The 22,740-nt window shown below is 65.8% G+C and carries 22 protein-coding genes; 5 read left to right on the top strand and 17 right to left on the bottom strand.

Annotated features, from left to right (window positions below):
* The first annotated feature begins 66 nt into the window (after positions 1-66).
* On the top strand, positions 67-1,005 hold the full coding sequence (locus AC3G2C_RS15040) for a LysR family transcriptional regulator (RefSeq protein ID WP_488385435.1): 939 nt from the start codon (positions 67-69) through the stop codon (positions 1,003-1,005).
* Here AC3G2C_RS15040 and AC3G2C_RS15035 read toward each other — a convergent pair.
* The 6 genes from AC3G2C_RS15035 to ubiA all read right to left on the bottom strand — a co-directional run bounded on the left by AC3G2C_RS15035 (position 1,002) and on the right by ubiA (position 5,491).
* The gene (locus AC3G2C_RS15035) at positions 1,002-1,508 is read right to left on the bottom strand and encodes a cupin domain-containing protein (protein WP_488385434.1); all 507 of its coding nucleotides are present in this window, start codon (positions 1,506-1,508) and stop codon (positions 1,002-1,004) included. The two genes, AC3G2C_RS15040 and AC3G2C_RS15035, sit on opposite strands and share 4 nt — an antisense overlap.
* A gap of 129 nt (positions 1,509-1,637) precedes the next feature.
* Positions 1,638-2,063, bottom strand: a complete 426-nt coding sequence (locus AC3G2C_RS15030) for a GFA family protein (protein ID WP_488385433.1) — start codon at positions 2,061-2,063, stop codon at positions 1,638-1,640.
* A gap of 88 nt (positions 2,064-2,151) precedes the next feature.
* Complete coding sequence (locus tag AC3G2C_RS15025) at positions 2,152-3,423, bottom strand: RNA polymerase sigma factor (RefSeq protein WP_488385432.1); 1,272 nt, start codon at positions 3,421-3,423, stop codon at positions 2,152-2,154.
* A gap of 48 nt (positions 3,424-3,471) precedes the next feature.
* Positions 3,472-3,885, bottom strand: coding sequence for a VOC family protein (locus AC3G2C_RS15020; RefSeq protein WP_488385431.1), 414 nt, complete (start codon positions 3,883-3,885; stop codon positions 3,472-3,474).
* Positions 3,886-3,899: 14 nt separating this feature from the next.
* Complete coding sequence (locus AC3G2C_RS15015; RefSeq protein WP_488385430.1) at positions 3,900-4,328, bottom strand: YciI family protein; 429 nt, start codon at positions 4,326-4,328, stop codon at positions 3,900-3,902.
* 137 nt (positions 4,329-4,465) lie between these two features.
* A complete protein-coding gene (gene ubiA, locus AC3G2C_RS15010; protein ID WP_488385429.1) occupies positions 4,466-5,491 on the bottom strand; it encodes a 4-hydroxybenzoate octaprenyltransferase in 1,026 nt (341 codons plus the stop codon).
* A 132-nt stretch (positions 5,492-5,623) separates the two neighbouring features.
* On the opposite strand from ubiA, the gene AC3G2C_RS15005 reads away from it, so the two are divergent.
* Complete coding sequence (locus AC3G2C_RS15005; protein WP_488385428.1) at positions 5,624-5,980, top strand: VOC family protein; 357 nt, start codon at positions 5,624-5,626, stop codon at positions 5,978-5,980.
* A 262-nt stretch (positions 5,981-6,242) separates the two neighbouring features.
* Here the strand turns inward: AC3G2C_RS15005 and ilvA are convergent, their stop codons facing one another.
* The 11 genes from ilvA to AC3G2C_RS14950 form a co-directional block, all read right to left on the bottom strand.
* Positions 6,243-7,802, bottom strand: coding sequence for a threonine ammonia-lyase, biosynthetic (gene ilvA / locus AC3G2C_RS15000; RefSeq protein ID WP_488385427.1), 1,560 nt, complete (start codon positions 7,800-7,802; stop codon positions 6,243-6,245).
* Positions 7,799-8,047: an acetolactate synthase small subunit gene (gene ilvN, locus AC3G2C_RS14995; RefSeq protein ID WP_488385426.1), complete on the bottom strand. Its 249-nt coding sequence runs from the start codon at positions 8,045-8,047 to the stop codon at positions 7,799-7,801. Before ilvN ends, ilvA begins: the two co-directional genes overlap by 4 nt.
* Positions 8,048-8,253: 206 nt before the next feature.
* Positions 8,254-10,119 carry a biosynthetic-type acetolactate synthase large subunit gene (gene ilvB, locus AC3G2C_RS14990; protein WP_488385480.1) on the bottom strand — a complete coding sequence of 622 codons (1,866 nt, stop codon included), beginning with the start codon at positions 10,117-10,119 and terminating at the stop codon, positions 8,254-8,256.
* A gap of 221 nt (positions 10,120-10,340) precedes the next feature.
* On the bottom strand, positions 10,341-11,357 hold the full coding sequence (gene ilvC / locus AC3G2C_RS14985; protein WP_488385425.1) for a ketol-acid reductoisomerase: 1,017 nt from the start codon (positions 11,355-11,357) through the stop codon (positions 10,341-10,343).
* Positions 11,354-13,075 (bottom strand): dihydroxy-acid dehydratase, encoded by a 1,722-nt coding sequence (gene ilvD / locus AC3G2C_RS14980; RefSeq protein ID WP_488385424.1) that lies wholly within the window; start codon positions 13,073-13,075, stop codon positions 11,354-11,356. The genes ilvC and ilvD overlap by 4 nt, the downstream gene beginning before the upstream one ends.
* A 39-nt stretch (positions 13,076-13,114) precedes the next feature.
* The gene (leuB, locus tag AC3G2C_RS14975; RefSeq protein ID WP_488385423.1) at positions 13,115-14,212 is read right to left on the bottom strand and encodes a 3-isopropylmalate dehydrogenase; all 1,098 of its coding nucleotides are present in this window, start codon (positions 14,210-14,212) and stop codon (positions 13,115-13,117) included.
* A complete protein-coding gene (gene leuD, locus AC3G2C_RS14970; protein WP_488385422.1) occupies positions 14,209-14,793 on the bottom strand; it encodes a 3-isopropylmalate dehydratase small subunit in 585 nt (194 codons plus the stop codon). Before leuD ends, leuB begins: the two co-directional genes overlap by 4 nt.
* A complete protein-coding gene (leuC, locus tag AC3G2C_RS14965; RefSeq protein WP_488385421.1) occupies positions 14,790-16,202 on the bottom strand; it encodes a 3-isopropylmalate dehydratase large subunit in 1,413 nt (470 codons plus the stop codon). The genes leuD and leuC overlap by 4 nt, the downstream gene beginning before the upstream one ends.
* On the bottom strand, positions 16,199-17,197 hold the full coding sequence (locus tag AC3G2C_RS14960; protein WP_488385420.1) for a branched-chain amino acid transaminase: 999 nt from the start codon (positions 17,195-17,197) through the stop codon (positions 16,199-16,201). The genes leuC and AC3G2C_RS14960 overlap by 4 nt, the downstream gene beginning before the upstream one ends.
* Positions 17,198-17,213: 16 nt before the next feature.
* Entirely contained in the window at positions 17,214-18,809 is a 1,596-nt protein-coding gene (locus tag AC3G2C_RS14955; RefSeq protein ID WP_488385419.1) for a 2-isopropylmalate synthase, read from the bottom strand.
* Between the two features lie 372 nt (positions 18,810-19,181).
* Complete coding sequence (locus AC3G2C_RS14950) at positions 19,182-19,823, bottom strand: TetR/AcrR family transcriptional regulator (protein WP_488385418.1); 642 nt, start codon at positions 19,821-19,823, stop codon at positions 19,182-19,184.
* 173 nt (positions 19,824-19,996) lie between these two features.
* Between AC3G2C_RS14950 and AC3G2C_RS14945 the strand changes: the two genes are divergently transcribed.
* The 3 genes from AC3G2C_RS14945 to AC3G2C_RS14935 all read left to right on the top strand — a co-directional run bounded on the left by AC3G2C_RS14945 (position 19,997) and on the right by AC3G2C_RS14935 (position 22,710).
* The gene (locus AC3G2C_RS14945) at positions 19,997-20,566 is read left to right on the top strand and encodes a hydrolase (protein WP_488385417.1); all 570 of its coding nucleotides are present in this window, start codon (positions 19,997-19,999) and stop codon (positions 20,564-20,566) included.
* Positions 20,567-20,619: 53 nt separating this feature from the next.
* Positions 20,620-21,405 carry a carboxylesterase family protein gene (locus AC3G2C_RS14940; RefSeq protein WP_488385479.1) on the top strand — a complete coding sequence of 262 codons (786 nt, stop codon included), beginning with the start codon at positions 20,620-20,622 and terminating at the stop codon, positions 21,403-21,405.
* A 261-nt stretch (positions 21,406-21,666) separates the two neighbouring features.
* Complete coding sequence (locus tag AC3G2C_RS14935; protein ID WP_488385416.1) at positions 21,667-22,710, top strand: LacI family DNA-binding transcriptional regulator; 1,044 nt, start codon at positions 21,667-21,669, stop codon at positions 22,708-22,710.
* Positions 22,711-22,740 lie beyond the last annotated feature (30 nt).

Genomic DNA, 22,740 nt, shown 5'->3' with positions numbered 1-22,740 from the left:
CAGCGTGCGATACGATGACGGGCTTGCCAAAATGGCGATCGCGTCATCGCTTGCGCCGATGGGTCTATGAAGCCGTCACTGGAAGTCCGTCATTTCGCCGCCCTTGTGGCCCTGGCCGAGCACGGCACGGTGGGCAAGGCTGCGCGTGCGTTGAGCATGGCGCAGTCCACGCTCTCGGAGACGCTGCTCTCGTTGGAGCGGGCGCTGGGCGCGGAAGTGCTTGAGCGCGCCCAAGGGCGCACCGCGCAGCTCACGGCCGTGGCGCAACGCTTGCTGCCGCATGCGCGGCATATTCTTCAGGCCGTGGAGCGCGCACAGGCAGAGGCATTGTGTGCACCGATGCGCCTGGATCTAGGCACCACCGAGTCGCTCAGCGCCTCTTTACTTCCGGGCGTGTTGGAGGCGTTCCATCGGACCCATCCCACGCTTGATGTGCAGGTATCCGTGGACCTGTGCGAGGCCTTGCATCGTCGGCTGGTGCAAGGCGAGCTGCAGCTCATTGTGACGATGGAGCTGCCAACGTCGATGGCTGCCTCGCCCGAGGCGACGGGGATGACCTTGCGCGAGGTGGCACAGGTGCCACTATGGCTGCTGGGTGGCGCCGAGACATCGAGCGAACCGTGGCTCGACACGGCCATGACGATCTATGTGCCTGACCCGGGCGGGGCCCTGCATCAAGCAGTGCAGGCCTGGTCGGCGGCGTGCGGTCTGGCGGTACGGCTGGTATCGCTGGGTTCGGTGGATGCGGTGCGTCGTCGCCTGCATCGTGGTGACGCGCTGGCTGTGCTGCCCGCGTTGTCGGTATCCGGCGTATGGAGCGCAGGCGGCGTCACTGTGCTGCATCCGCCGCATGCGCTGCCCTCGTTGCGCGTGCGCCTGGGTCGCGCAGTGGCGGTGGGCCTGGACGAGCCGCTCGATATATTGTGCGCGCAGATCGAGTGGCAGCTGCAGGCGATGCCGGGCGTGGCGGCTGCGGCGTCGCGCGAGGGCACGCCCCGAGCTTAGGTTTCTTCCCAATAGTCGACCTGGTCGGCCAGCCGGCCCACGTGCTCGAACGAACGCTGTTCCTTCGCGCCACCCGGCGCGCTGCCGGCAAACACGGCGAACTTGCCTGTGTCGGGGTAGCCCATCACGTCCGGCGATTCCATGGTGCTCACGGCTAGGTAGCGCAATGGCGCGTCGGAGTCGTTGATGAACTGGTGCGCGGTTTCCGGGCCGCCGGCAGGTGCGGCAAGCACGTCACCTTCGCTGACGGCGATGGTGTGTTCGCCAAGGCGGAACTGACCCGTGCCGGCCAGTACCACGAAGAGTTCTTCGTTGACGTAATGGTGATGGCGCGGCCAACCGCGCTTGCCTGGCGGCAGCTCGATCACGCGATAGCCAAGTTTCTTCGCACCCAGCAGGCTGGCCACGGGGCTGATGCGCGAGGCGTAAAGGTCGCCATGCGCGTTTTCGGCGAACGTCAGGTCGTGCAGCGAGAGCTTGAGGCGCGGTGCAGCGTCGGTCATGGCGAGCGTCCGTAAAGAGGATGGCGCCCGACGGGCCGGGCGCGCGGATCATACCCGCGTGCCCGGCATGCATCGCATGTACCGTTTGGGCCATGCCATTTCCTGCCGGTTGCGGTCAGGTGGCGGTAGTCACTCCGGCAGCACGTCGCCCGAGCCGCCGAATTCCTTGGGGAAATCCTTGAGCTTGGGCAGGCCGTCCTTCACTGGCAGCACGCGTTCCTGATAGTTCACGTGCAGTGCGGGAACGAAGGCGAGATCCGGGATCATCGCCGCAAACACGTCGGTGAGCTTGAGCGGTGGGTGCTCGGCGAAGAGGTGGCCACCGCACTGCTTGCACCATTTGCGAAAACTCATCGGCGTCTTGTGATAGGTGCCGATCTGGTCCGCGCCCTTGGTTACCTTGATGGCCTCGGGTGGCCACAAGGTGAAGGCATTCAGCGGGCCGGCGGACCAATGCCGGCACGATGCGCAGTGACAGTAACCCATGGCTGCCGGCTCACCGCTGACGGTGAACTCGACGGCGCCACAAAAGCATCGTCCCGTGTACTGGCCCATATGCCACCTCGGTTGCTTCGCCAGGACGGACACCCGATTCCCCGCCACCGTGATACGCCGAGGCATGTGCCGTGCGCGTCAATGCCGGTCAGGCGTCGGTGCTGCGCATGGCCTCGGCGCGTTGCAGCAGCAGCTCACGTTCGCGGGTGTTGTTGGCGAGGGCGGCGGCGCGCTCGAACTCCTGGCCCGCCTCTGCCGGGTGCCCCAGGCGTCGCAACAAGTCGCCACGTACGCTGGGCAGGAGATGGTACTGGCGTAGGCGCGGCTCGTCGGCGAGCGCGTCCACCAGGGCTAGCCCCGCGTCGGGGCCGAAGGCCATGGCGTGGGCGACGGCTCGGTTCAAGGCGATGACCGGTGAGGGATAGCGCTGGGCCAATGTGTCGTACAGGGCGGCGATGCGCGCCCAGTCCGTGTCCTCGACACGGCGTGCGCGCGCATGGCAGGCGGCAATGGCGGCTTGCAGTACATACACGCCTTTGCCGCCGCCTAGCTTCTCGGCGCGTTCCAGTGCGGCCAGGCCACGGCGAATCAGCAATTGGTCCCAGCGGGCGCGGTTCTGCTCGCCGAGCAGGATAGGCGTGCCGTTGGCGGTGGTGCGCGCGGGCGTACGCGAGGCCTGGATCTCCATCAACGCGACCAGGCCGTGCACTTCCGGCTCCAACGGTGCCAAGCCGGCGAGCACGCGCCCTAGTCGCAGCGCCTCTTCGCATAGCGCCGGACGCATCCAATGATCTCCAGCGCTGGCGGCATAGCCCTCGTTGAAGATGAGGTAGATCACCTCCAGCACGGAGGCCAGCCGCACACTCAGCGCTTCGCCGCGCGGTACCTCGAACGGCACTTCCGCCTCGCTGAGCGTGCGCTTGGCGCGCACGATGCGTTGCGCCACGGTGGGCTCGGGCACCAGGAAGGCGCGGGCGATCTCCGGCGTGGTCAGGCCGCCGAGCAGGCGCAGGGTGAGCGCCACGCGCGCCTCGGTGGAGAGCAGCGGATGGCAGGCGGTGAACATCAGGCTCAACAGGTCATCGCCAATCGGGTCGTCGAGCATGGCGTCCGCGTCCCCCACGGTCTGCGCGAGCTGATCCTCGATCTCGCGGGTCAGCTCATCCTCTTTGCGGCGATGGAGCGCCTGCCGGCGCAGCTGGTCGATGGCGCGGTGCTTGGCGGTGGTCATCAACCAGGCACCGGGGTTGCGCGGCACGCCGCTCACCGGCCATTGCTCCAAGGCCACGACTAGTGCGTCCTGCGCCAGTTCCTCGGCCATGCCCACGTCGCGCACGATGCGGGCCAGGCCGGCAATTAAGCGCGGCGACTCCATGCGCCACACGGCATCGATGGTGCGGCGAACGTCAGTGGCCGACATGGGCACCCTTTGCGGCAGGCAGCGCGCGCGTGCAAGGCGTCATCGCCATCACGCCGGCGGCCCCATCACCATCCAATGCACGCCGAAGCGATCGCGCAACATGCCGAAGCTGGAGGCGAAGAAGGTTTTGCTGAGCGGCATTTGCACCTGGCCACCATCGAGCAGCGCGTTGAAGTAGCGCGTGGCCTGCTCGTCGCTGCTGGTGGTGAGCGTGAGCGAAAATCCGCGAAAGTCCGGCTCGCCGAGGCACTCGCCATCGGACAGGTTCACCAGCGATTCGCCGATGCGCATGCTGGCGTGCATGATCTTCTCGCCATCGGGCGGGTTTGGGCCGGCGTTGCCCGGCTGGGGGTTTTCCTTGTAGCGCAGCAGGGTCTGTACCTGGGCACCCACGGCTTGGGTATAGAACGTCAGCGCCTCTTCGGCGTGGCCCTCGAAGAACAGGTAGGGTTGGATCAACATGACGCGCTCCTGGCTCAGGATGGGCGTTCGATGACGGCGCGAATACGGTCTTCCTGTTCGCGCAGCTCGGGCGTGAGTATCTCGCCGAAATCCTCCGCTTCGAACACGCGGCGGATTTCCACTTCGCTGGACATGCCCTCGAATGGATTGGGCGCACGCTTGAGCCACTGCACGGCCTCTTCAAGCGAGGCGCATTGCAGCAACCAGAACCCCGCGATCAGCTCCTTGGTTTCCGCAAAGGGGCCATCGATGACCGTACGCTCTTCGCCGTCGTAGCGCACACGCGCGCCATGCATACTTGGGTGCAGACCCTCCGCAGCTAGTAGCACGCCGGCTTTGACCAGCTCCTCATTGAAGCGGCCCATTTCCGTCAGCAGCTTCTCGCTCGGCATCTCGCCGGCTTCGGACACGCGGGTGGCCCGCACCATGGCTATGAATCGCATTGTCATGACTCCGTGGCTGGTGGGAGGGCGCTGGTGGTTGCCATGGCGCCCTTTATCCCAACGTCGAACGAGGCCGGTCGATTTCGACACGCTTGGTCATGACTATGCGCGGACGCGCGTGCCGGCGTCGTGAGCGTTCAGCGCACCGCCAGCGCTAGCACGATGCCGATCCACAGCACCATGCCCAGCCAGTTGTTGTTGCGGAACGCCCACAGGCAGGCGTTGCGCTCGCGCTCCCGAGTGCGCCACATCTGCCAGCCAAAAAGCGCCGCTGCCCCCAGCAGGGACAGCCAGTACGGCCAGCCCAGCCCGCTGCGCTGGCCCACGAAAAGCATGGCCAGCAGGAAGGTGCCCATCAGGATGCCAAGGATCGGCAGGTCGGCATCCCCGAACAGGATCGCCGTGGACTTGGCGCCCGCCTTGATGTCGTCGTCGCGGTCTACCATGGCGTACTGGGTGTCGTAGATCACCGACCACAGAATGTTGGCGATGAACAGCAGCCAGCCCACCGCCGGCACATGACCGCTGACCGCACCGAAGGCCATCGGAATGGACCAGCCGAAGGCAGCGCCAAGCACCACCTGAGGCATGTTGGTATAGCGCTTGGTGAACGGATAGATCGCCGCCAGCGCCGCGCCGCCGAAGGCGAGCCACACGGTGAAAGCGTTGGTGAACAGCACCAGCACGAAAGAGAACGCGAGCAGCACGCCGAAGACGATCAACGCCTCGCGCGGCGTTACCCGCCCGGCGGCGATGGGGCGGCCTGCGGTACGCGCCACTTGCGGGTCGAGCTTGCGGTCGGCGTAGTCGTTGATCGCGCAACCAGCGGCGCGCATGGAGAAAACGCCCAGGGTAAAGATCACCAGCAGTTTCACCGGGGGGAAATCCGCCGCCGCCAGCCACAGCGCCCACCACGTGGGCCAAAGCAGCAACAGCGCGCCAATGGGGCGATCCATGCGGGTGAGCACCAGGACATCCCGGGCCTTGGCGCGATGGGCTGCGGGCATCCAGCGCAACAGCCAATCCAGCACGCGGGTGGCGCGGGTGGAGCTGTCCGCCGGCTGGGCAGTGGAGGCCGTCGTGGGCGTGGCGCCTGGGCGCGGCCGCGCTGCAACGGAGGACGACAGAGTGCGCTTCTGGCGCTTGCGGGAAAGGGGAGCCATCTAACAAGTTTAGCGTGCCCGCCCCTCAGGGGTCGTGTGACGGCGCACCGGTTTGCAGGTTGTTGGCTGTCGCAGCCCCGTCATAAAACCCTCTAGACTGAATGGATTACCGCCGTCAGAACGAGGTTCGCCATGCCCCGTGCACTCAGCCATATCGCCCTGATCGTGGCCCACCCCACGCGTACCGCGCACCTGCTGACCGGCGTATTCGAGGACGCCCGTATCACCCAGGAGGAAGACCCCGCGCACGCCCACCCGGAGGTAGTGGTGCAGTTGGCCGGGCTGGAGTTCGCCCTGATCAAAGGGCAGGGGCCGGCCGCACGCAACGGCGATCACATCGCTTTTCGGGTGAGCAAGGCCGAGCAGTTAGCCTGCGCACAGCGGCTTGATGCGCTGGCGCTGGATTACCAGATGGCGCGCGATGACACCGCGCTCTACTTCAGCGACTACGACAACCACGTGTTCGAGCTGGAAGTGGTCGAGCACTGAGTCGCTGGGAAGACCCGATTAGGCGACCGTTTGCTCGTCATTCCCGTTTTCGCTGGGACAGTGATTAGAACCAGAACATCCCTAGGGATGCTCTGAATTTGATCGTCATCCCAGCGAAGGCTGGGATCCAGCGCCTGTAAGCGCCTGAGCGTAAAGGCACTGGATGACCAGCCCTTCGGCTGTTAGAAAGCACCTCCTGCTCTCGCCCCCTTTTTGGGGTCCGCAGGAATGACGGACAAGAAGTCGATTGGTCAGACCTTCCCTAGCGCAATAGCAGCCGATAGGCCGGGTTGTCGCTTTCGTCGCGATGCGGGTAGCCCAGCGTCTCAAGGAAGGCCTGGAACAGCACGCGTTCGTGCTGCGGTACCTGGATGCCGACCAGGATGCGGCCATAGTCGGCGCCCTGGTTGCGGTAATGGAACAGGCTGATGTTCCAGTCCGGGTGCATATGGCCAAGGAAGCGGGTCAGTGCACCGGGGCGCTCGGGAAACTCGAAGCGGTACAGCAATTCATCGTGTGCCAGCGGCGAGCTGCCGCCGATCATGTGGCGCAGGTGGAGCTTGGCCAGTTCGTCGTCGGTGAGGTCCAGCACGCCAAAACCATGCGCGCGGAAGGCATCGATCAAGGTATGCCGCTCGTCGCGATGGCTGGTCTGCACGCCCACGAAGATATGCGCCTGCGCCGCATCGCCGATGCGGTAGTTGAACTCGGTGATGTTGCGCTGGTCGAGCGCTGCGCAGAAGCGCCGAAAGCTGCCGCGTTCCTCCGGAATGGTCACAGCGAACACGGCTTCGCGTTGCTCACCCACTTCCGCGCGCTCGGCAACGAAGCGCAGGCGATCGAAATTAAGGTTAGCGCCGGACACCACCGCCACCATCGGCGCATCGCTCGCGCCATGTTCGGCGACATATTGCTTGAGACCGGCCAGGGCGAGCGCGCCAGCGGGTTCGGGCACGCTGCGGGTGTCCTGGAACACGTCACGGATGGCAGCGCAGATGGCATCCGTATCCACCCGCAGCATTGCATCCACATGGCGTTGGCACAGCTCGAACGTGAGGTCGCCCACGCGCTTCACCGCGGTGCCGTCAGCGAACAGGCCCACTTCAGCGAGCGTGACCGGTGCGCCGCGTTCCAACGATTGCGCCATCGCGTCGGAGTCGCAGGTCTGCACGCCAATTACTTTGACTTCCGGGCGCAGCGCTTTCACATAGCCGGCGATGCCGGCCAGCAAGCCGCCACCGCCTACCGGTACGAAGATGGCATGCAGCGGGCCGGGGTGCTGGCGCAGGATCTCCATGCCCACCGTGGCCTGCCCGGCGATGACCTCGGCATCGTCGAAGGGATGCACGAAGGTGTAGCCACGCTCGGCCTGCAGCCGTGCGGCGGCGGCTTGGGCGTCGCTGTAGGAGTCGCCGGCGAGCACCACCTCCACCTGCGCACCACCAAAGCGACGCACTGCGTCCACCTTCACCTGCGGCGCCGTGACCGGCATTACGATGACCGCCTGAATGCCAAGTCGAGCTGCCGCCAGCGCTACGCCCTGCGCGTGATTGCCAGCGGACGCGGCGATCACGCCACGCGCGCGCTGCGCCGCATCGAGTGTCGCCATGCGGTTGTAGGCGCCGCGCAGCTTGAAGGAGAACACAGGCTGCTGGTCCTCGCGCTTGAGCAATACGTGCTGCCCCAGCCGCGTGGATAGCAACGGGGCATGCTCCAACGCACTCTCTCTCGCTACGTCGTACACACGCGCGCCCAGCGTGCGGCGCAGCAGGTCGTGCTCGCTGATTGCGTCGCTGGTGACGCTGGCGGCCAGTGCATTCATGCGGCGGGCGCGGCGATGGGGTGGCTCACTTCGATTACATCCACCAGCTTGCGGGTCTGCTTGATGATCTGTTCCACCGTGTCATCCGCGCCATGCATCACCAGGGTGAGCTGGGATACCTGCGGATCCTCGGTGGCGCTGACGGTAAGCGAGTCGATGTTGCAATGGCGTGCGGCGAACATGCCGGCAACGCGCATCAGCGCGCCCGATTCGTTCTGCAGCAGGATGGACAGCGTGTGTTTCATGGTGGTGCTCCGTGGTGCGCGTGGCGGCGTTGGTGGTGGTGCCTTCGGGAAAGTCTGATTCGAGGACACGTTGCTCGTCATTCCTGCAAAAGCAGGAATCCAGTGCCTCTACCTGCAAGTGTTTGCAGGCGCTGGATGACCAGCCCTTCGGCTGTTGAAAGGCGCTTCCAGCTTTCGCGGGAATGACGATCAAAATCGGAGCATCCTTAGAACATGTCCGAGGTGGCATCGCCGCCGCTGGGCGGGGCCACGCGTGACGGAATGAAATCGCCGGTGATCATCTGCGCGTAGGTCGAACCCGGACCCACCATCGGGTAGACGCCGGCGTCAGTGTCGATCATCACTTCCAGGAACGCTGGGCCTTCAAACGCCAGGAACTCGGCGATGGTCTGCTCCAGGTCCTCCTTGCGCTCCAGTCGTCGCGCCCACTCGAAGCCATCGGCCTGCGCGGCTTTGATGAAATCCTTCTTGTGGAGGCTCTTGTCGGACGAGGCGAAGCGGCCACGAAAGAACAGCTTCTGCCACTGGCGCACCATGCCATCGCCAATGTTGTTGAGCACCACCACCTTCACCGGCAGGCCGTACGTGGTGACGGTTTCCAGCTCGCCCAGGTTCATGCGGATGCTGGCGTCGCCGTCGATATCGATCACCACCGCATCACGTCGCGCGAACTGCGCGCCGATGGCGGCGGGCAGGCCAAAGCCCATGGTGCCCATGGAGCCGGAGGTGAGCCAATGGCGCGGTTCGCGGAAATCGAAGTACTGCGCCGCCCACATCTGATGCTGGCCCACGCCCGTACTGATCACCGCGCGGCCCTGGGTGCGTCGATTGATCGCCTCGATCACCGCCTGCGGCTGGATCAGGCTGCTCTCGCGGTCATAGTTGAGCGCATGCACGCGCTTAAGGTCGGCGATGTGCTCGTGCCAGGCCTGAAAGCGACCTTCGGCGGCGAAGTGCAGGCCGTGACGCACGCCGTATTGCTGCAGGCGCGACAGCGTGCGATCCAGGTCGCTGTGGTGATGCCAGTGCACGGTCTTGACCTTGCCGATCTCGGCAGGGTCGATATCGATCTGTGCGATGAAACGCGCATGCGGCGCGAAGCGATCCGGCACGCTGGCCACGCGATCGTCGAAGCGCGCGCCGAGCGCAAACAGGAAGTCGCAATCTTCTACCGCATAGTTGGCGTAAGCGGTGCCGTGCATACCCAGCATGTGCAGGGCCAGCGGCTCGGTGGTGTCCACCGCGCCAAGCCCCATCAAGGTGGTGGTAACGGGCAGACCGAACTGCTGCACGAAAGCGCGCAACGTAGCAGCTGCTTCGGCAGCGATGACACCGCCACCGGCGTAAATGAGTGGACGCTTGGCTTTGCCCAGCGCTTCGAAAAATGCCTCGCACTGCGCGTCGTCCAGCCGCGCGTGCTCGATGGCGTGCTGGCGTGCACGGTAACCCAGGATGGGCAGGGTGCCTTCTCCTGCGAAGTCGAGCGGCGTGTTCTGCACGTCCTTGGGAATGTCGACCACCACGGGTCCCGGACGCCCGCTGCGAGCGATCTCGAAGGCCGTGCGCAACGTGGCCTCCAGGCGCGATGAATCGGTGACCAGAAACACATGCTTGGCGCAGGGACTCATGATGTTGCTGATCGGTGCCTCCTGGAACGCGTCGCTGCCCAGCGCGGCCGTGGGCACCTGGCCGCAGATCACCACCATGGGCACCGAATCGGACATGGCGTCGCGCACCGGCGTGACCATATTGGTGGCGCCGGGGCCGGAGGTGACGATGGCCACACCCACCTTGCCCGAGGCGCGCGCGTAACCGGCCGCCATGAAACCCGCGCCCTGCTCGTTGGCCGGCACGATCAGCGGCATGGGCTCGCCGCCCAGCGGCGAGAGATGGGTAGCGTTGTAGCGGAACACGGCGTCGTACACCGGCAGGATTGCACCGCCCGAATAGCCGAACAGCACGTTGACGCCTTCGTCGGCCAATACCTGCACCACTACTTCCGCGCCGCTCATGGTCTGGCCAGCGAGCGGGTGGCTCGCCATGGGTGCGGATACGTCTTTCTGCAATGGCATGTTCACGACGGTAGGTTTTCCCTGGGTTCGCCGCAGTTCCGGCGGTCAGCATGAATTTGGAAAAAACGCCCTCCCTTGCCGGAGCAAGGGAGGGATGGCGAGGGCCAAATGTGCGCCTGCGGGATAGACGCCCCTCATGAAGTGAAACCAAAAACGGGTCGATCGAAGCGACCGCGCTTGGCCCGTCACGCCGGCATCCGATGGCGTGACGGGCGCGGCGATCAGCCCACCTTCTTGAGCGGCTCGGCGGCTTGCTTGGGCGCGTTGGCTTGCAGCCAAGGCATACGCGCACGCAGCTGGGCGCCAACCTGCTCCACCGGATGCTCAAGATCGGCCTGCTTGAACTTCTTGTAGTTCGGCAGGCCGGCGTTGTACTCGGCGATCCAATTGCGGGCGAAGGTGCCGTCCTGGATGTCCTTGAGCACGTCCTTCATGCGTGCCTTGGTGCCGGCGTCGATCACGCGCGGGCCGCTCACGTAGTCACCGTACTGAGCGGTTTCGGAGACGAACTCGAGCATGCGCGCGATGCCGCCTTCATAGAACAGGTCCACGATGAGCTTCAGTTCGTGCAGCACTTCGTAATAGGCGATTTCAGGCTGGTAGCCGGCTTCCACCAGCGTTTCGAAGCCGGCCTGAACCAGCGAGCTGGCGCCGCCGCACAGCACGGCCTGTTCGCCGAACAGGTCGGTTTCGGTTTCTTCCTTGAAGTCGGTCTTGATGAGCAGCGCGCGACCGCCGCCGATGCCGTCGGCATAGGCCTTGGCCTTGGCTTCCGCCTCGCCGCTGACGTCCTGGTGGATCGCCCAGATGCTGGGCACGCCGCGGCCAATTTCATACTCGCGACGCACCAGTGCGCCCGGGCCCTTCGGTGCCACCAGGATCACGTCGATGTCGGTGCGCGGCTCGATCTGCTTGAAGTGCACGTTGAAGCCGTGCGCGAACAGCAGTGCGGCGCCCGGCTTGATGTTGGGCTCGATGTGTTCCTTGTACAGCGCCGGCTGCACCATGTCGGGGGTGAGTACGGCGATCAGGTCCGCGCCCTTCACGGCCTCGCTCGGCTCGGCCACGTTGAAGCCTTCGGCGCGGGCCTTCTCCCACGAAGGGCCACCCTTGCGCAGTCCGACCACCACGTCGAGACCGGAGTCGCGCAGGTTGAGGGCGTGGGCGCGGCCCTGGCTGCCATAGCCGAGGACGGCGATGCGGGCCTTGGCCAGCGTGTCGTTGGTGTTGTTGCTCATGCGGTGACTCCTGCGGTCGTGTCTTCGTGGACGTGGTGGGAAGTGGAGGAAGCGGAACTACTGCGTGTAGCGGATGGGTGCGTGGTGGCGCCGTCGGAGGCGGAGCCGACCAGTCGGGCGTACTTGGCCAGTGCGCCGCGCGTGACCTTGGGTGCCGGCGGCTGCCAGCCGGCGCGGCGTGCGGCGAGGTCGGCGGTGGTGCTGATCTGGCGCGTGTCGGCGTCGATGCGGATCGCATCGCCGTCGCGCAGCAGGGCGATGGGGCCGCCGCGCACGGCTTCGGGGGCGATGTGGCCCACCATGTAGCCGTGCGTGGCACCGGAGAAGCGGCCATCGGTAATCAGCGCGACGTCGTCGCCCAGGCCGCGACCGACCAGGGCCGCGGTGACGCCCAGCATTTCGCGCATGCCCGGGCCACCGGCGGGGCCTTCGTTGCGGATGACGATGACATCGCCCTTTTCGATGAGGCCATCCTGCACCGCAGCGAAAGCCTGTTCCTCGCTCTCGAACACGCGGGCGCGACCTTCAAAATGATTGGCGCCCTTGCCGGCGAGCTTGAGGATGCAGCCTTCCGGCGCGAGGTTGCCATAAAGGATGGAGTAACCGCCGCGCGGCTTGAGCGGCTGAGACACCGAATGCACGACATCCTGTTGTGCAGCGCGCGGCGCGAGCGCGGTTTCCTCGAACAGGCTGCGACCGGTGACGGTGGGGGCATCGACCAGCATGTCTGCGGCGATCAGCTCCTGCGCCACGCGTGCGCTGCCGCCCGCGCCGAACATTTCAACGGCGGTGTAGCGGCCGCCCGGCAGCAAGTCGGCGATCACCGGGGTGTGCTTGGATGCCGGCTCGAAGTCCTCCAGCGTCCACGGCGTGCCCGCTTCGCGGGCGATGGCCAACAGATGCAACACGGCGTTGGTGGAGCCAGCGGTGGCAGCGACCATGCGTGCGGCGTTGCGAAAGGCTGTTTCGGTGAGCAGCTCGCGCGGCGTGCGACCCTCCTTAAGGCATTCCATCACCAGTTCGCCGCAGCGGCGGGCGGCGGCCGGCTTGGCCGGGTGCGTGGCCGGAATGTCATTGAAGCCCATCGGCGACAGGCCCAGCGTGGTCAGCACCATCGCCATCGTGTTGGCGGTGAACTGGCCGCCGCAGGCACCGGCGCCGGGGCAGGCGTCACGTTCCACGGAGGTCAGTTCGGCGTCGTCGATTTTGCCTGCGCCGTGCGCGCCCACCGCCTCAAACACCTGCTGGATGGTGATGGGATGGTTGTCGTGCGTGCCGTGCGCAATGGTGCCGCCGTACAACGCCACGCTGGGAATGTTCAGGCGTGCCATGGCCATGGCGGCGGCAGGAATGGTCTTGTCGCAACCGCACAGCACCACCATCGCATCCAGGCAGTGGCCATCCACGGCCAGCTCGATGGAGTCGGTGATCACCTCGCGGCTGATCAGCGAGGCGCGCATGCCCGGCGTGCCCATGGCAATGCCATCGGTGACCGCGATGGTATTGAACTCTACGGGGGTGCCGCCGGCGGCGCGGATGCCTTCTGCCACGTGTTCGGCGAGCTCGCGCAGGTTGAGGTTGCACGGGCTCACGTTGGACCACGTGTGCACAACGGCCACCAGCGGTTTGGCGATGGCCGCGTCGTCCATGCCGGTGGCGCGCAGCATGGCGCGCGCGGGGGCACGGTCGGGGCCGGTCTTGATCAGGTCACTGCGCATGCGTGTATTCCGATAGCTGAAAGAGACAGGGAGAGGTGTTCATCCGCAGGCGCGCCCCCAGCGCAGGAATGCCGCTGCGTTGCAGGCGTGTTCGTCCAGCGCTGCCAACACGGCGTCGAGCACTTCCTGGGTGGTGGCGTGGCCACCGATGTCGCGAGTGTGCGGGCCGTGTTCGATCACGTGCGCTACGGCACCCTCCACGGCAACCGCTTCCTGTTCCAGCCCCAGCGAGTGGCGCAGCAGCATGGCTGCCGACAGCATCGCGCCGGTGGGGTTGGCCACGCCCTGGCCGGCGATATCCGGTGCCGAGCCATGGATGGGTTCGTACAGTCCGCCCTTGCCTTCACCCAGCGAGGCGGAGGGCAGCAGGCCCAGCGAGCCGGCCAGCGCGGCGGCTTCGTCGGTGAGGATGTCGCCGAACAGGTTCTCGGTGACCACCACGTCGTAGCGAGCCGGCTGGGTGAGCAGCAGCATGGCCATGGAATCGACCAACTGATGCTCCAGCTTCACGTCGGGAAACTCGGCGGCCACGCGCTGCACGGTGCTGCGCCACAAGCGCGAGGTTTCCAGCACGTTGGCCTTGTCCACCGAGGTGACGTGCTTGCGGCGCTCGCGCGCAAGTGCGAAGGCACGGCGCACCACGCGCTCCACTTCGGCCACCGTGTACTTGCATTCGTCGGTGGCGGTATCGATGGTGCGCGTCTTGGCACCGAAGTAGGCGCCGCCGGTGAGCTCGCGCACGAACAGCACGTCGACGTTCTTGAGCTTTTCATTCTTCAAGGGCGACAGCGCGGCCAACGCCGGATGCACCTGCAGCGGACGCAGATTGGCGTACACGCCCAGGGCGGCGCGCAGCGCCAGCAGGCCCTGCTCAGGACGCACTGGTGCGTTGGGGTCGGACCACTTGGGGCCGCCCACCGCGCCAAGCAGCACAGCATCAGCGGCCTTGCATGCTTCCAGTGAGGCCGCGGGCAGCGGCTCGCCGGTGGCGTCGATGGCGCAGCCGCCGATCAGCTGTTCCTCGAAATGGAAGTGGTGGTCGAAGTGGGCGGCGACCGCATCGAGCACGGCCACGGCCGCTGCGGTGACCTCGGGGCCGACGCCGTCGCCGGGCAGGGTGACGATATGCGCTCTCATGCGGCTTTCTCCACGCGTTGTTCGTAGGCGGTAATGGCGTTGGCGTGCTGTTGCAGATAACCCAGCTGGTCCACGCCGTTGAGCAGGCAGTGGCGGGCGAAGGGTTCGAGCTGGAAGCGGATGTGACCGCCGTCGGGCAGGGCGATGACCTGCTCCCTCACGTCGATGGACAGCTCGATGCCTGGGTGCTCCAGCAACCAGCGGTGTTCGGCTTCGTCGAGCACAATGGCGAGCAGCCCGTTCTTCAATGCGTTGTTGCGGAAGATGTCCGCGATCTCGCTGCACAGCACGGCCTGGATGCCGTAATCGAGCAGTGCCCAAGGCGCGTGTTCGCGCGACGAACCGCAACCGAAATTGCGGCCCGCGACGAGAATGTGGCAACCCTTCGCCTGCGGCTGATTCAGCGGAAACGCTGGGTTGTCGCTTCCATCGGCCTGGTAGCGCCAGTCGTTGAAGCACAGCTTGCCCAGGCCGGCGCGCTCGGTGGTGGTGAGAAAGCGCGCGGGAATGATGCGATCGGTATCGATGTTCTCGTCCGGCAGCACAGCGGTGCGCGAGTGGAGGCGAGTGATGGGCTTCATGCGGCAGCCTCCTGCAGGTAGTCGCGCGGGTCGGCGATGCGGCCGGCCAGTGCGGAAGCGGCCGCCGTGGCTGGGCTCGCCAGCACCGTGCGCGCCCCCTTGCCTTGGCGACCCTCGAAGTTGCGGTTGGAGGTGCTCACCACCAGTTGGCCCGGCTGAGCCAGGTCGCCATTCATGGCGATGCACATGGAGCAACCCGGCACGCGCCACTCGGCGCCGGCGGCGGTGAACACGTGGTGCAAGCCTTCGTGCTCCGCATCACGGCGCACGGCTTCGGAACCCGGCACCACCAGCATGCGTACACCATCGGCGACGCGACGGCCGCGCAGCACCTGCGCCGCTTCGCGCAGGTCGGACAGGCGCGAATTGGTGCAGCTACCGACGAACACCACGTCCACCGGCGTGCCTTGCATGGGCTTGCCGGCCTCACTCTTCATGTAATCGAGCGCGCGCTTTTCCTGCGCGTTGCGCGCGGCCGGCACCGGCTTGTCCATGGCGATGGCCATGCCGGGATGCGTACCGTAGGTGACGGTGGGGCGTACCTGGCGTGCGTCGATGCGCACTTCGCGGTCGTAGGTGGCGCCTTGGTCGGTGCGCAATGCTTGCCAGCGCGCCACGGCAGCCTCCCATGCGGTGCCCTGCGGCGCACGCGGGCGGCCCTTGAGCCAGGCGAAGGTGGTGGCGTCCGGTGCGATCATGCCGGCGCGCGCGCCAGCCTCGATCGACATGTTGCACACCGTCATGCGCTCGTCCATCGACATGGCTTCGATGGCTTCGCCGCGATACTCGATGACATAGCCGGTGCCACCGTCCACGCCGATCTCGCCGATGATGTGCAGGATCAGGTCCTTGGCGCCTACGCCTGCCGGCAGTTGGCCGTCCACATGGATGGCCAGCGTCTTGGGCTTGCGCTGCAGCAGGCACTGGGTGGCCATCACGTGGCCCACTTCGGTGGTGCCGATGCCGAAGGCCAGTGCACCGAAGGCGCCGTGAGTGGAGGTGTGGCTGTCGCCGCACACGATGGTCATGCCCGGCTGGGTGGCACCCAGCTCGGGGCCGATCACATGCACGATGCCGCGATCGTCGCTGTCCCAGCCGTGCAGCTCCACGCCGAACTCGCGACAGTTGGTTTCCAGTTGTGCAACCTGCGCCTTCGCTTCCGCATTGGCGTAGGGACGTTCACCGCTGGCGTCGGCGGGCAGGGTGGGCGTGGAGTGATCCAGCGTGGCCAGCATACGGTCGGGCCGGCGCAGTTTCAGGCCACGCTCGCGCAGCTCGCTGAAGGCTTGCGGTGAGGTGACTTCGTGCACCAGGTGCAGGTCGATGTAGAGAATCGCGGGCGTGTCAGTGGTTTCGGCCGCGACGACATGCGACTCCCACACCTTCTCGAACAGCGTTTTGGCGCTCATGCGACGGCCCCCATGGACGCCGGCTGAGACACGCGGCCGTGGGCATTGGCTTTGGCTTCATCGTGGTCGGCGGTGACCACATCGGAGACCGGGTTGAGCCAGCCCCACTTGTCGTCGGTGGTGCCGTCGAACAGGCCGAAGAAAGCCTTCTGCAGTGCGCGCGTGATGTCGCCTGGTCGACCCTTGCCGACCGTCTTGCGATCCACCGAGCGCACCGGCGTGATCTCGGCGGCCGTGCCGGTCATGAAGATTTCGTCGGCGGTGTACAGCGCTTCGCGCGGCAGGTCGCGTTCTTCCACCGCGATGCCGAGTTCGCCGGCCAGGGTGATTACCGACTCGCGCGTGATGCCGGCCAGGATGCCTGCGCTGGTCGGCGGCGTGAGCAGCTTGCCGTTCTTCACCAGGAACAGGTTCTCGCCCGCACCTTCGCTCAGCAGGCCGTTGTGGCCCAGCGCGATACCTTCGGCGTAGCCGCCGCGGCGCGCTTCGAGCGCGATCAGCTGGCTGCTGAGGTAATTGCCACCAGCCTTGGCCCAGCTCGGCAAAGTGTTGGGCGCCGGGCGGTGCCACGAGGAAACGCAGACATCGGCGCCGTGCTCGATCGCGTCGCCCAGGTAGGCACCCCACTCCAGCGCCATGATGGCGACATCCACCGGCGAGTCGCCCTTGGGCAGCACACCCAAGCCGCCCGCGCCGCGGAACACGATGGGGCGCACATAGGCCGACTTCATGCGGTTGGCGCGGATCACTTCATGGCAAGCCGCGTTGATCTCGTCTTCGGTGTAGCCGATCTCGATCTCGTACACGCGGGCCGATTCGAACAGGCGGCGCGTGTGATCGGCCAAGCGGAAGTAGGCAGGGCCCTGCGGGGTGGCGTAGACGCGCTCGCCTTCGAATACCGAGGAGCCGTAGTGCAGCGCATGGGTGCTGACGTGAACCGTGGCCTCGGTCCAGGGTTTGATTTGGCCGTTGTGCCACAGAAATGGCGTGGTCATCGCATGCTCCTTCGGTTTACAGATGGGCGACAGCGGCGGCCGGCTGCGCCGGGGCCTGTCGCTCGATACGGTTGACGATGGCGAGGGCCGCCTGCGCGGTGGCCTCGATGATGTCGGTGCTGACGCCGGCGCCGCGCCAGTCGCGCTCGGCATGGCGGGCGGTAAGCTGGGCCTGGCCTTGGGCGTCGCCGCCTTCACTCACGGCACGCACCTGGAACTGGGTGACGTCCAGCGTGGTACCGGTGGCGCGTTCGATGGCGCGGAGCACCGCATCCACCGGGCCGTCGCCGATGGCGGCTTCGCCCACTTCCGGGCCGTCGTCGTGGATAAGGCGTACCGAGGCGGAGGCGCTGCCGCCCAGGTGCGAGTTGGTGTTGAGCTGCACCAGCCGCCAGGGGCCGGTTGCTTCCGGGTCCATGCCCAGCGCGATGGCTTCCAGGTCTTCGTCGTGCACTTCGCGCTTCTTGTCGGCTAGCGTCTTGAAGCGCGCGAAGATGTTGTCCATCTCGGCTTCGTCGGGCGTGTGGCCCAAGGTTTCCAGGCGCTGGCGCAGCGCGTGGCGGCCGGAATGCTTGCCCAGCACCAGGCGAGTCTCGCCCATGCCGACATCTTGCGGCCGCATGATTTCGTAGGTGCCGCGATGCTTGAGCATGCCGTGCTGATGGATGCCCGACTCGTGCGCAAACGCGTTTTCGCCCACCACCGCTTTGTTGCGCGGCACGTTCTGCCCGGTGAGCTGCGTGAGCAGGCGTGAGGTGGGATACAGCTTGCGTGTGTCGATGCCGGTGTCCACGCCGTAGAACGCACCACGTACGCGCAGCGCCATGACGATCTCTTCCATCGAGGCGTTACCGGCGCGTTCGCCAATGCCGTTGATGGTGCACTCCACCTGACGCGCACCCGCCGCCACGCCAGCCAGGCTGTTGGCGACGCCCATGCCCAGGTCATCGTGGCAATGGGTGGAAAAGACGACTCGTTCCGCGCCGCGCACGCGCTGGCGCAGGTAGGTGATGAGTTCGGCCATTTCGGTCGGCGTGGTGTAGCCGACGGTATCGGGCACGTTGAGCGTGGTGGCGCCGGCCGCCACGGCCGCGCTGAATACCTCGACCAGGTACTCGGGCTCGGTGCGGGTGGCGTCCTCGGCGGAGAACTCCACCTCGTGACACAGCGCGATGGCGCGTTGGATGGAGGCGCTGGCGGTGTCGATCACCTGTTGCTTGCTCATGTTGAGCTTGTGCTCGCGATGCAGCGGGCTGGTGGACAGGAACAGGTGGATGCGGCCGTGGCGGGCACCTTCCAGGGCGCGGCCGGCGGCCTCGATGTCCTTGTCGTGGCAGCGCGCCAGGCCGCACACGGTGGGTCCGCGCAGTACGCGGGCGATCTCGGCCACCGAGCCGAAGTCATCGGGCGAAGCGCTGGGGAAACCCGCTTCGATCACGTCTACGCCGAGTGCTTCCAGCGCATGCGCCATGCGCAGCTTGGCGCGGCGGTCCATGGAAAAGCCTGGCGCCTGCTCGCCATCGCGCAGGGTGGTGTCGAAGATGCGCACGCGTTCGGCGGCTACGTCGCTCACGTCGTCGCTCTCGCTGCTGGGGTGGTCCTGTGGGGTCATCTTTGGCTCCGCTGGCACGCGCCGTTTGGGCAATAAAAAACCCCGCATCCGTTGTCGGGTGCGGGGTTCTTTGGTCGTATTCAGGTTATTTCTGCTTTACCTGGACACACGCCCTCAGCCCGCACCTCCGTTGGTAATGAGGAGTACGAGTACAAGGGCAAGAAGGAGGTTGTTACGGAGTCGCAGCGGGCCGGCGACCGTCAGGCGACGGATCGGTTCGGCAATGCGATCGGGGCTGTTGCGCTGCGACATGCAATCGACCCTACTGGGGGCCGTTACGGGTTGTCAACAGTTTCTTATGAAATTTATCAAGCCGTGTGCGCCACGCACGTTCGGACGTCCAGATGGCCGTACGTTTTCACCGTCTTCGCTTCACGCGTGTACGTGCGCGATCCCGCGTGTGGCAGCGAGGGCGCGCAAGTAGAGCGCCAGGGCGCGCTGCAGCTGGGTTTGCGCGGCCTTGCGTAGTGCCATGGGGCGCTCGTCTTGGAGCGCCACGGCGGATTTCATCATCTGCTGCACGACCGACGCTGCGGGTCGGAGATCGCCGGCAGCGATGCCTGGCGCATGTATCGCGAGAATCTGACACAGATAATCGCGCATGCGCTGACGTATGGTGCGCCCCAGCAAAGAAGGCAGCTCATGGACCAGGTCCACCAGCGCGACGTAAGACGGATGCTGGCGCCGGTAGTCGGCAAAGGTGCGCAGCAGGCGGGCCGCCAGTTCGTCGGTGTCCCAGCCGGGCGCCTGCGCAACGAGGCGTTCCATGCGGGTGTAAAGCGCCTCGGCGTGCTGTAGCAACAGGGCTTCGGCCAGCGCCTCCTTGGTGGGAAAGAACTGGTAGAGCGAGCCGATCGAGGCCCCCGCCTGCGCGGCGATCTCGGTCATGGTGGTGGCGTCGTAACCTTTTGCGACGAAACAGTCGGAGGCAGCAGCCAACAGGGCGGCAACGCGCTCGTGGCCGCGCCGGCGTTGCGGCGAGCGGCTCTCTTGCCTTGAATTATGTGAGGACATCCTCATAAACTCCTATGTGAGGATTCCCTCACTTATCTATTCTCGCACGGCAGCTCCGCCACGCGCCGAAAACCCGGTTGGCGGATGCGCGCCCGCTCGTTGTTTACCGTCACGGCAGTGTCCCGGCAAGCCGCTCCCCCGGTGCCCGGCACCGCCCCTCGTGGAGCCCGACCATGGAAAAGCTTGACCCGCAGCAGACCGCCCTGGTGTTGATCGACTTGCAGAAGGGGATCGCCGCATTCGCAGGTGGACCGCACACTTGGCAAGAAGTGACTGAACGCGCGGGTCGCCTCGCTGCCCGTTTTCGGGCGTTGGGGGCACCCGTGGCGCTGGTGCGCGTCGGCTTTTCCGCCGACGGCCGCGATGCCTTGCGTCCGCTGGCGGACCAGATGCCACCCTCACGCGAAGTACCGGCGGACTGGCTGGAATACGTGGAAGAACTCAACGCGGGTGATGGCGATATCCACATCATCAAGCGCCAATGGGGCGCCTTCTACGGCACCGAGCTGGAGCTGCAGCTGCGCCGTCGCGGCATCAAGCAGATCGTGCTGGCCGGCGTGTCGACCAACATCGGCGTGGAGTCCACCGCGCGCAATGCGTTCGAGCTAGGCTTCCAGCAGGTACTGGTGGAAGACGCGATGAGCGCGGCCAATGCTGAGCATCACCGCTTTGCGGTGGAGAACATCTTTCCTCGACTGGGTCGCGTGCGCTCCACCGAGCAGGTGCTCGCTGCGCTGGCCTGACGGCTCGCTCTCTCGCTACTCTCCCGCGTATTCCGCTGGAGAGGGTGGTGAGCATGAAGCACATGAAGGGCTGGTTGGCGGCTGGGTTGCTCGGCATGGCGATGTCCGCGCACGCAGGCGGGGCGCATTTCGAGGCGCGTTCGGTCACGGTGGACGGTCACGTGTATCCCTACCAGGTATTCGTACCGCGCGACTGGTCGCCGGAAAGGGAATGGCCGGTGGTGCTGTTCCTGCATGGCAGCGGCGAGCGCGGGCACGACAACCAGGCTCAGCTCAAACAGGGGTTGCCGCCGTGGCTCAAAGAGCATGGCCAGGATTTCCCGGCGGTGGTGGTCGCGCCACAAGCGCCTGACGACACGGTCTGGGATGGCCCGCAGGAACGCGCCGCCCTTGCCGCGCTGGAAGCCAGCGTTCAAGCCTTTCACGGTGACCGTGGCCGCCTCTATCTCACCGGCCTTTCCATGGGTGGGTACGGCGCCTGGCAATTTGCCGCCGATCATCCGCAGTTGTTTGCGGCGGCGGCGGTGATCTGCGGCGGCGTGCGCGCACTCAGCGACATGCCTGAGCTGGCCGTGCATGGCGTGCCTGCGGGGGACGATCCTTTCGCCTGGGTGGCGACCAAGGTGGCGCCGATGCCGGTGTGGATATTCCATGGCGCCGCCGATGACGTGGTGCCGCCGGAGGATTCGCGCGCCATGTATGCGGCCTTGCAGAAGACCTCTAGCGAGGTGCGCTTTACGCTGTTCCCCGGGGTGAATCATGGTTCCTGGGTGCCTGCCTACGCCTCGCCAGCGCTATGGCCTTGGATGTTCGCGCACCGCCTGCCTCGCGTTTCGTAGCGTAGCCATGGGTCAATGGTCTCTGTAGGGACATCGCTCATCCGTTATCGGTGCATGACTTTTGTTGCAGTGCATACCGGGGCGCGCAAGTACCTGAGGCGCTGTGTTAAAGCCTTGAGTCCAGGCTCGTGTGCGCCTGCTGCGCAAGAAAATATTGCGGTGCAGCGAAAGTGCTTTTGTCAGGTTCTTTACAAGGTTTCATGAAAACGTTTACGTTGGCGCCGCCGTGACCCTTTGGTCATGTTTTGCGACGCAGCCACCGTGACGACCAGGAAAGCGACCATCAAAGATGTTGCGCGCGAGGCCAAGGTGTCCGTGGCCTCCGTATCGCGCGCGCTCAACGGCCAAGGTGGCGTCACCGCCGAAACGCTGGAGCGTATCCGTGTTGCCGCGAAGCATCTGCGCTATATCCCGGACAACGCCGCGCGCAGCTTGATCACCCGCCGCACGCATACCATCGGCGCGCTGTTACCCGACCTGTACGGCGAGTTCTTCTCCGAATTGATCCGCGGCATCGACCTGGCCGCGCGCTCGCGCGGACTGCAATTGCTGGTATCCAGCTCGCACGACGGCGTGGAAGACGCCGCCACCGCCATGCGCGCCATGCAGGGCCGCGTGGATGGCATGCTGATCCTGTCGCCCTGGGTGAACGCCGACTTTCTGCATGCCAATTTGCCGGACGACCTGCCCACCGTGCTGATGAACAGCCCGCTCGACGCCACCGGCTGGAGCGTGCTGAACATCGACAACAAGGGCGGCGCGTATGCCATGACGCACCACCTGCTGAGCGCGGCCGGCCATGCCGATGTCGCTTTCATATCCGGCCCGGATACCAACTACGACTCGCAACAGCGTGAGCTGGGCTATCGCGAGGCAATGGCTGCGTTCGCGCCCAAGACGCCGCTCAACATCGTGGCGGGCAACTTCACCGAGCAGTCGGGCTACGACGCGGGCCGCGCCATCCTGGCGCAGCCCACGCGCCCCCGCGCGGTGTTCGCCGCCAACGACATGATGGCTGTGGGCTGTCTCTACGCCTTCAAGGAAGCTGGGCTGCGCGTGCCACAGGACATCGCGCTCGCCGGTTTCGACGATATCCCCATCGCGCGTTACCTCAACCCGCCGTTGAGCACGGTCAGCGTGCACATCGCCGAGCTGGGGCGCAGTGCGCTCGAACGACTGGCCGCGCTATTGGACGGCCAAGCCCAGTCGCCTACCTCGGACACGCTCGGTTGCGCGGTCGTGATCCGGGAAACCTGCGGCGCCAGCCGCGACAACGCTTCAGCAAAAAATCCTTACCAACCTTAACGCCAATCGATCGTTACATCGCTTTGGAGG

It is taken from the genome of Frateuria sp. sgz306004 (assembly GCF_057750885.1).
Note: the sequence above shows the minus strand (reverse complement) of the source record. Positions and strands in the feature narration are given on the sequence as shown.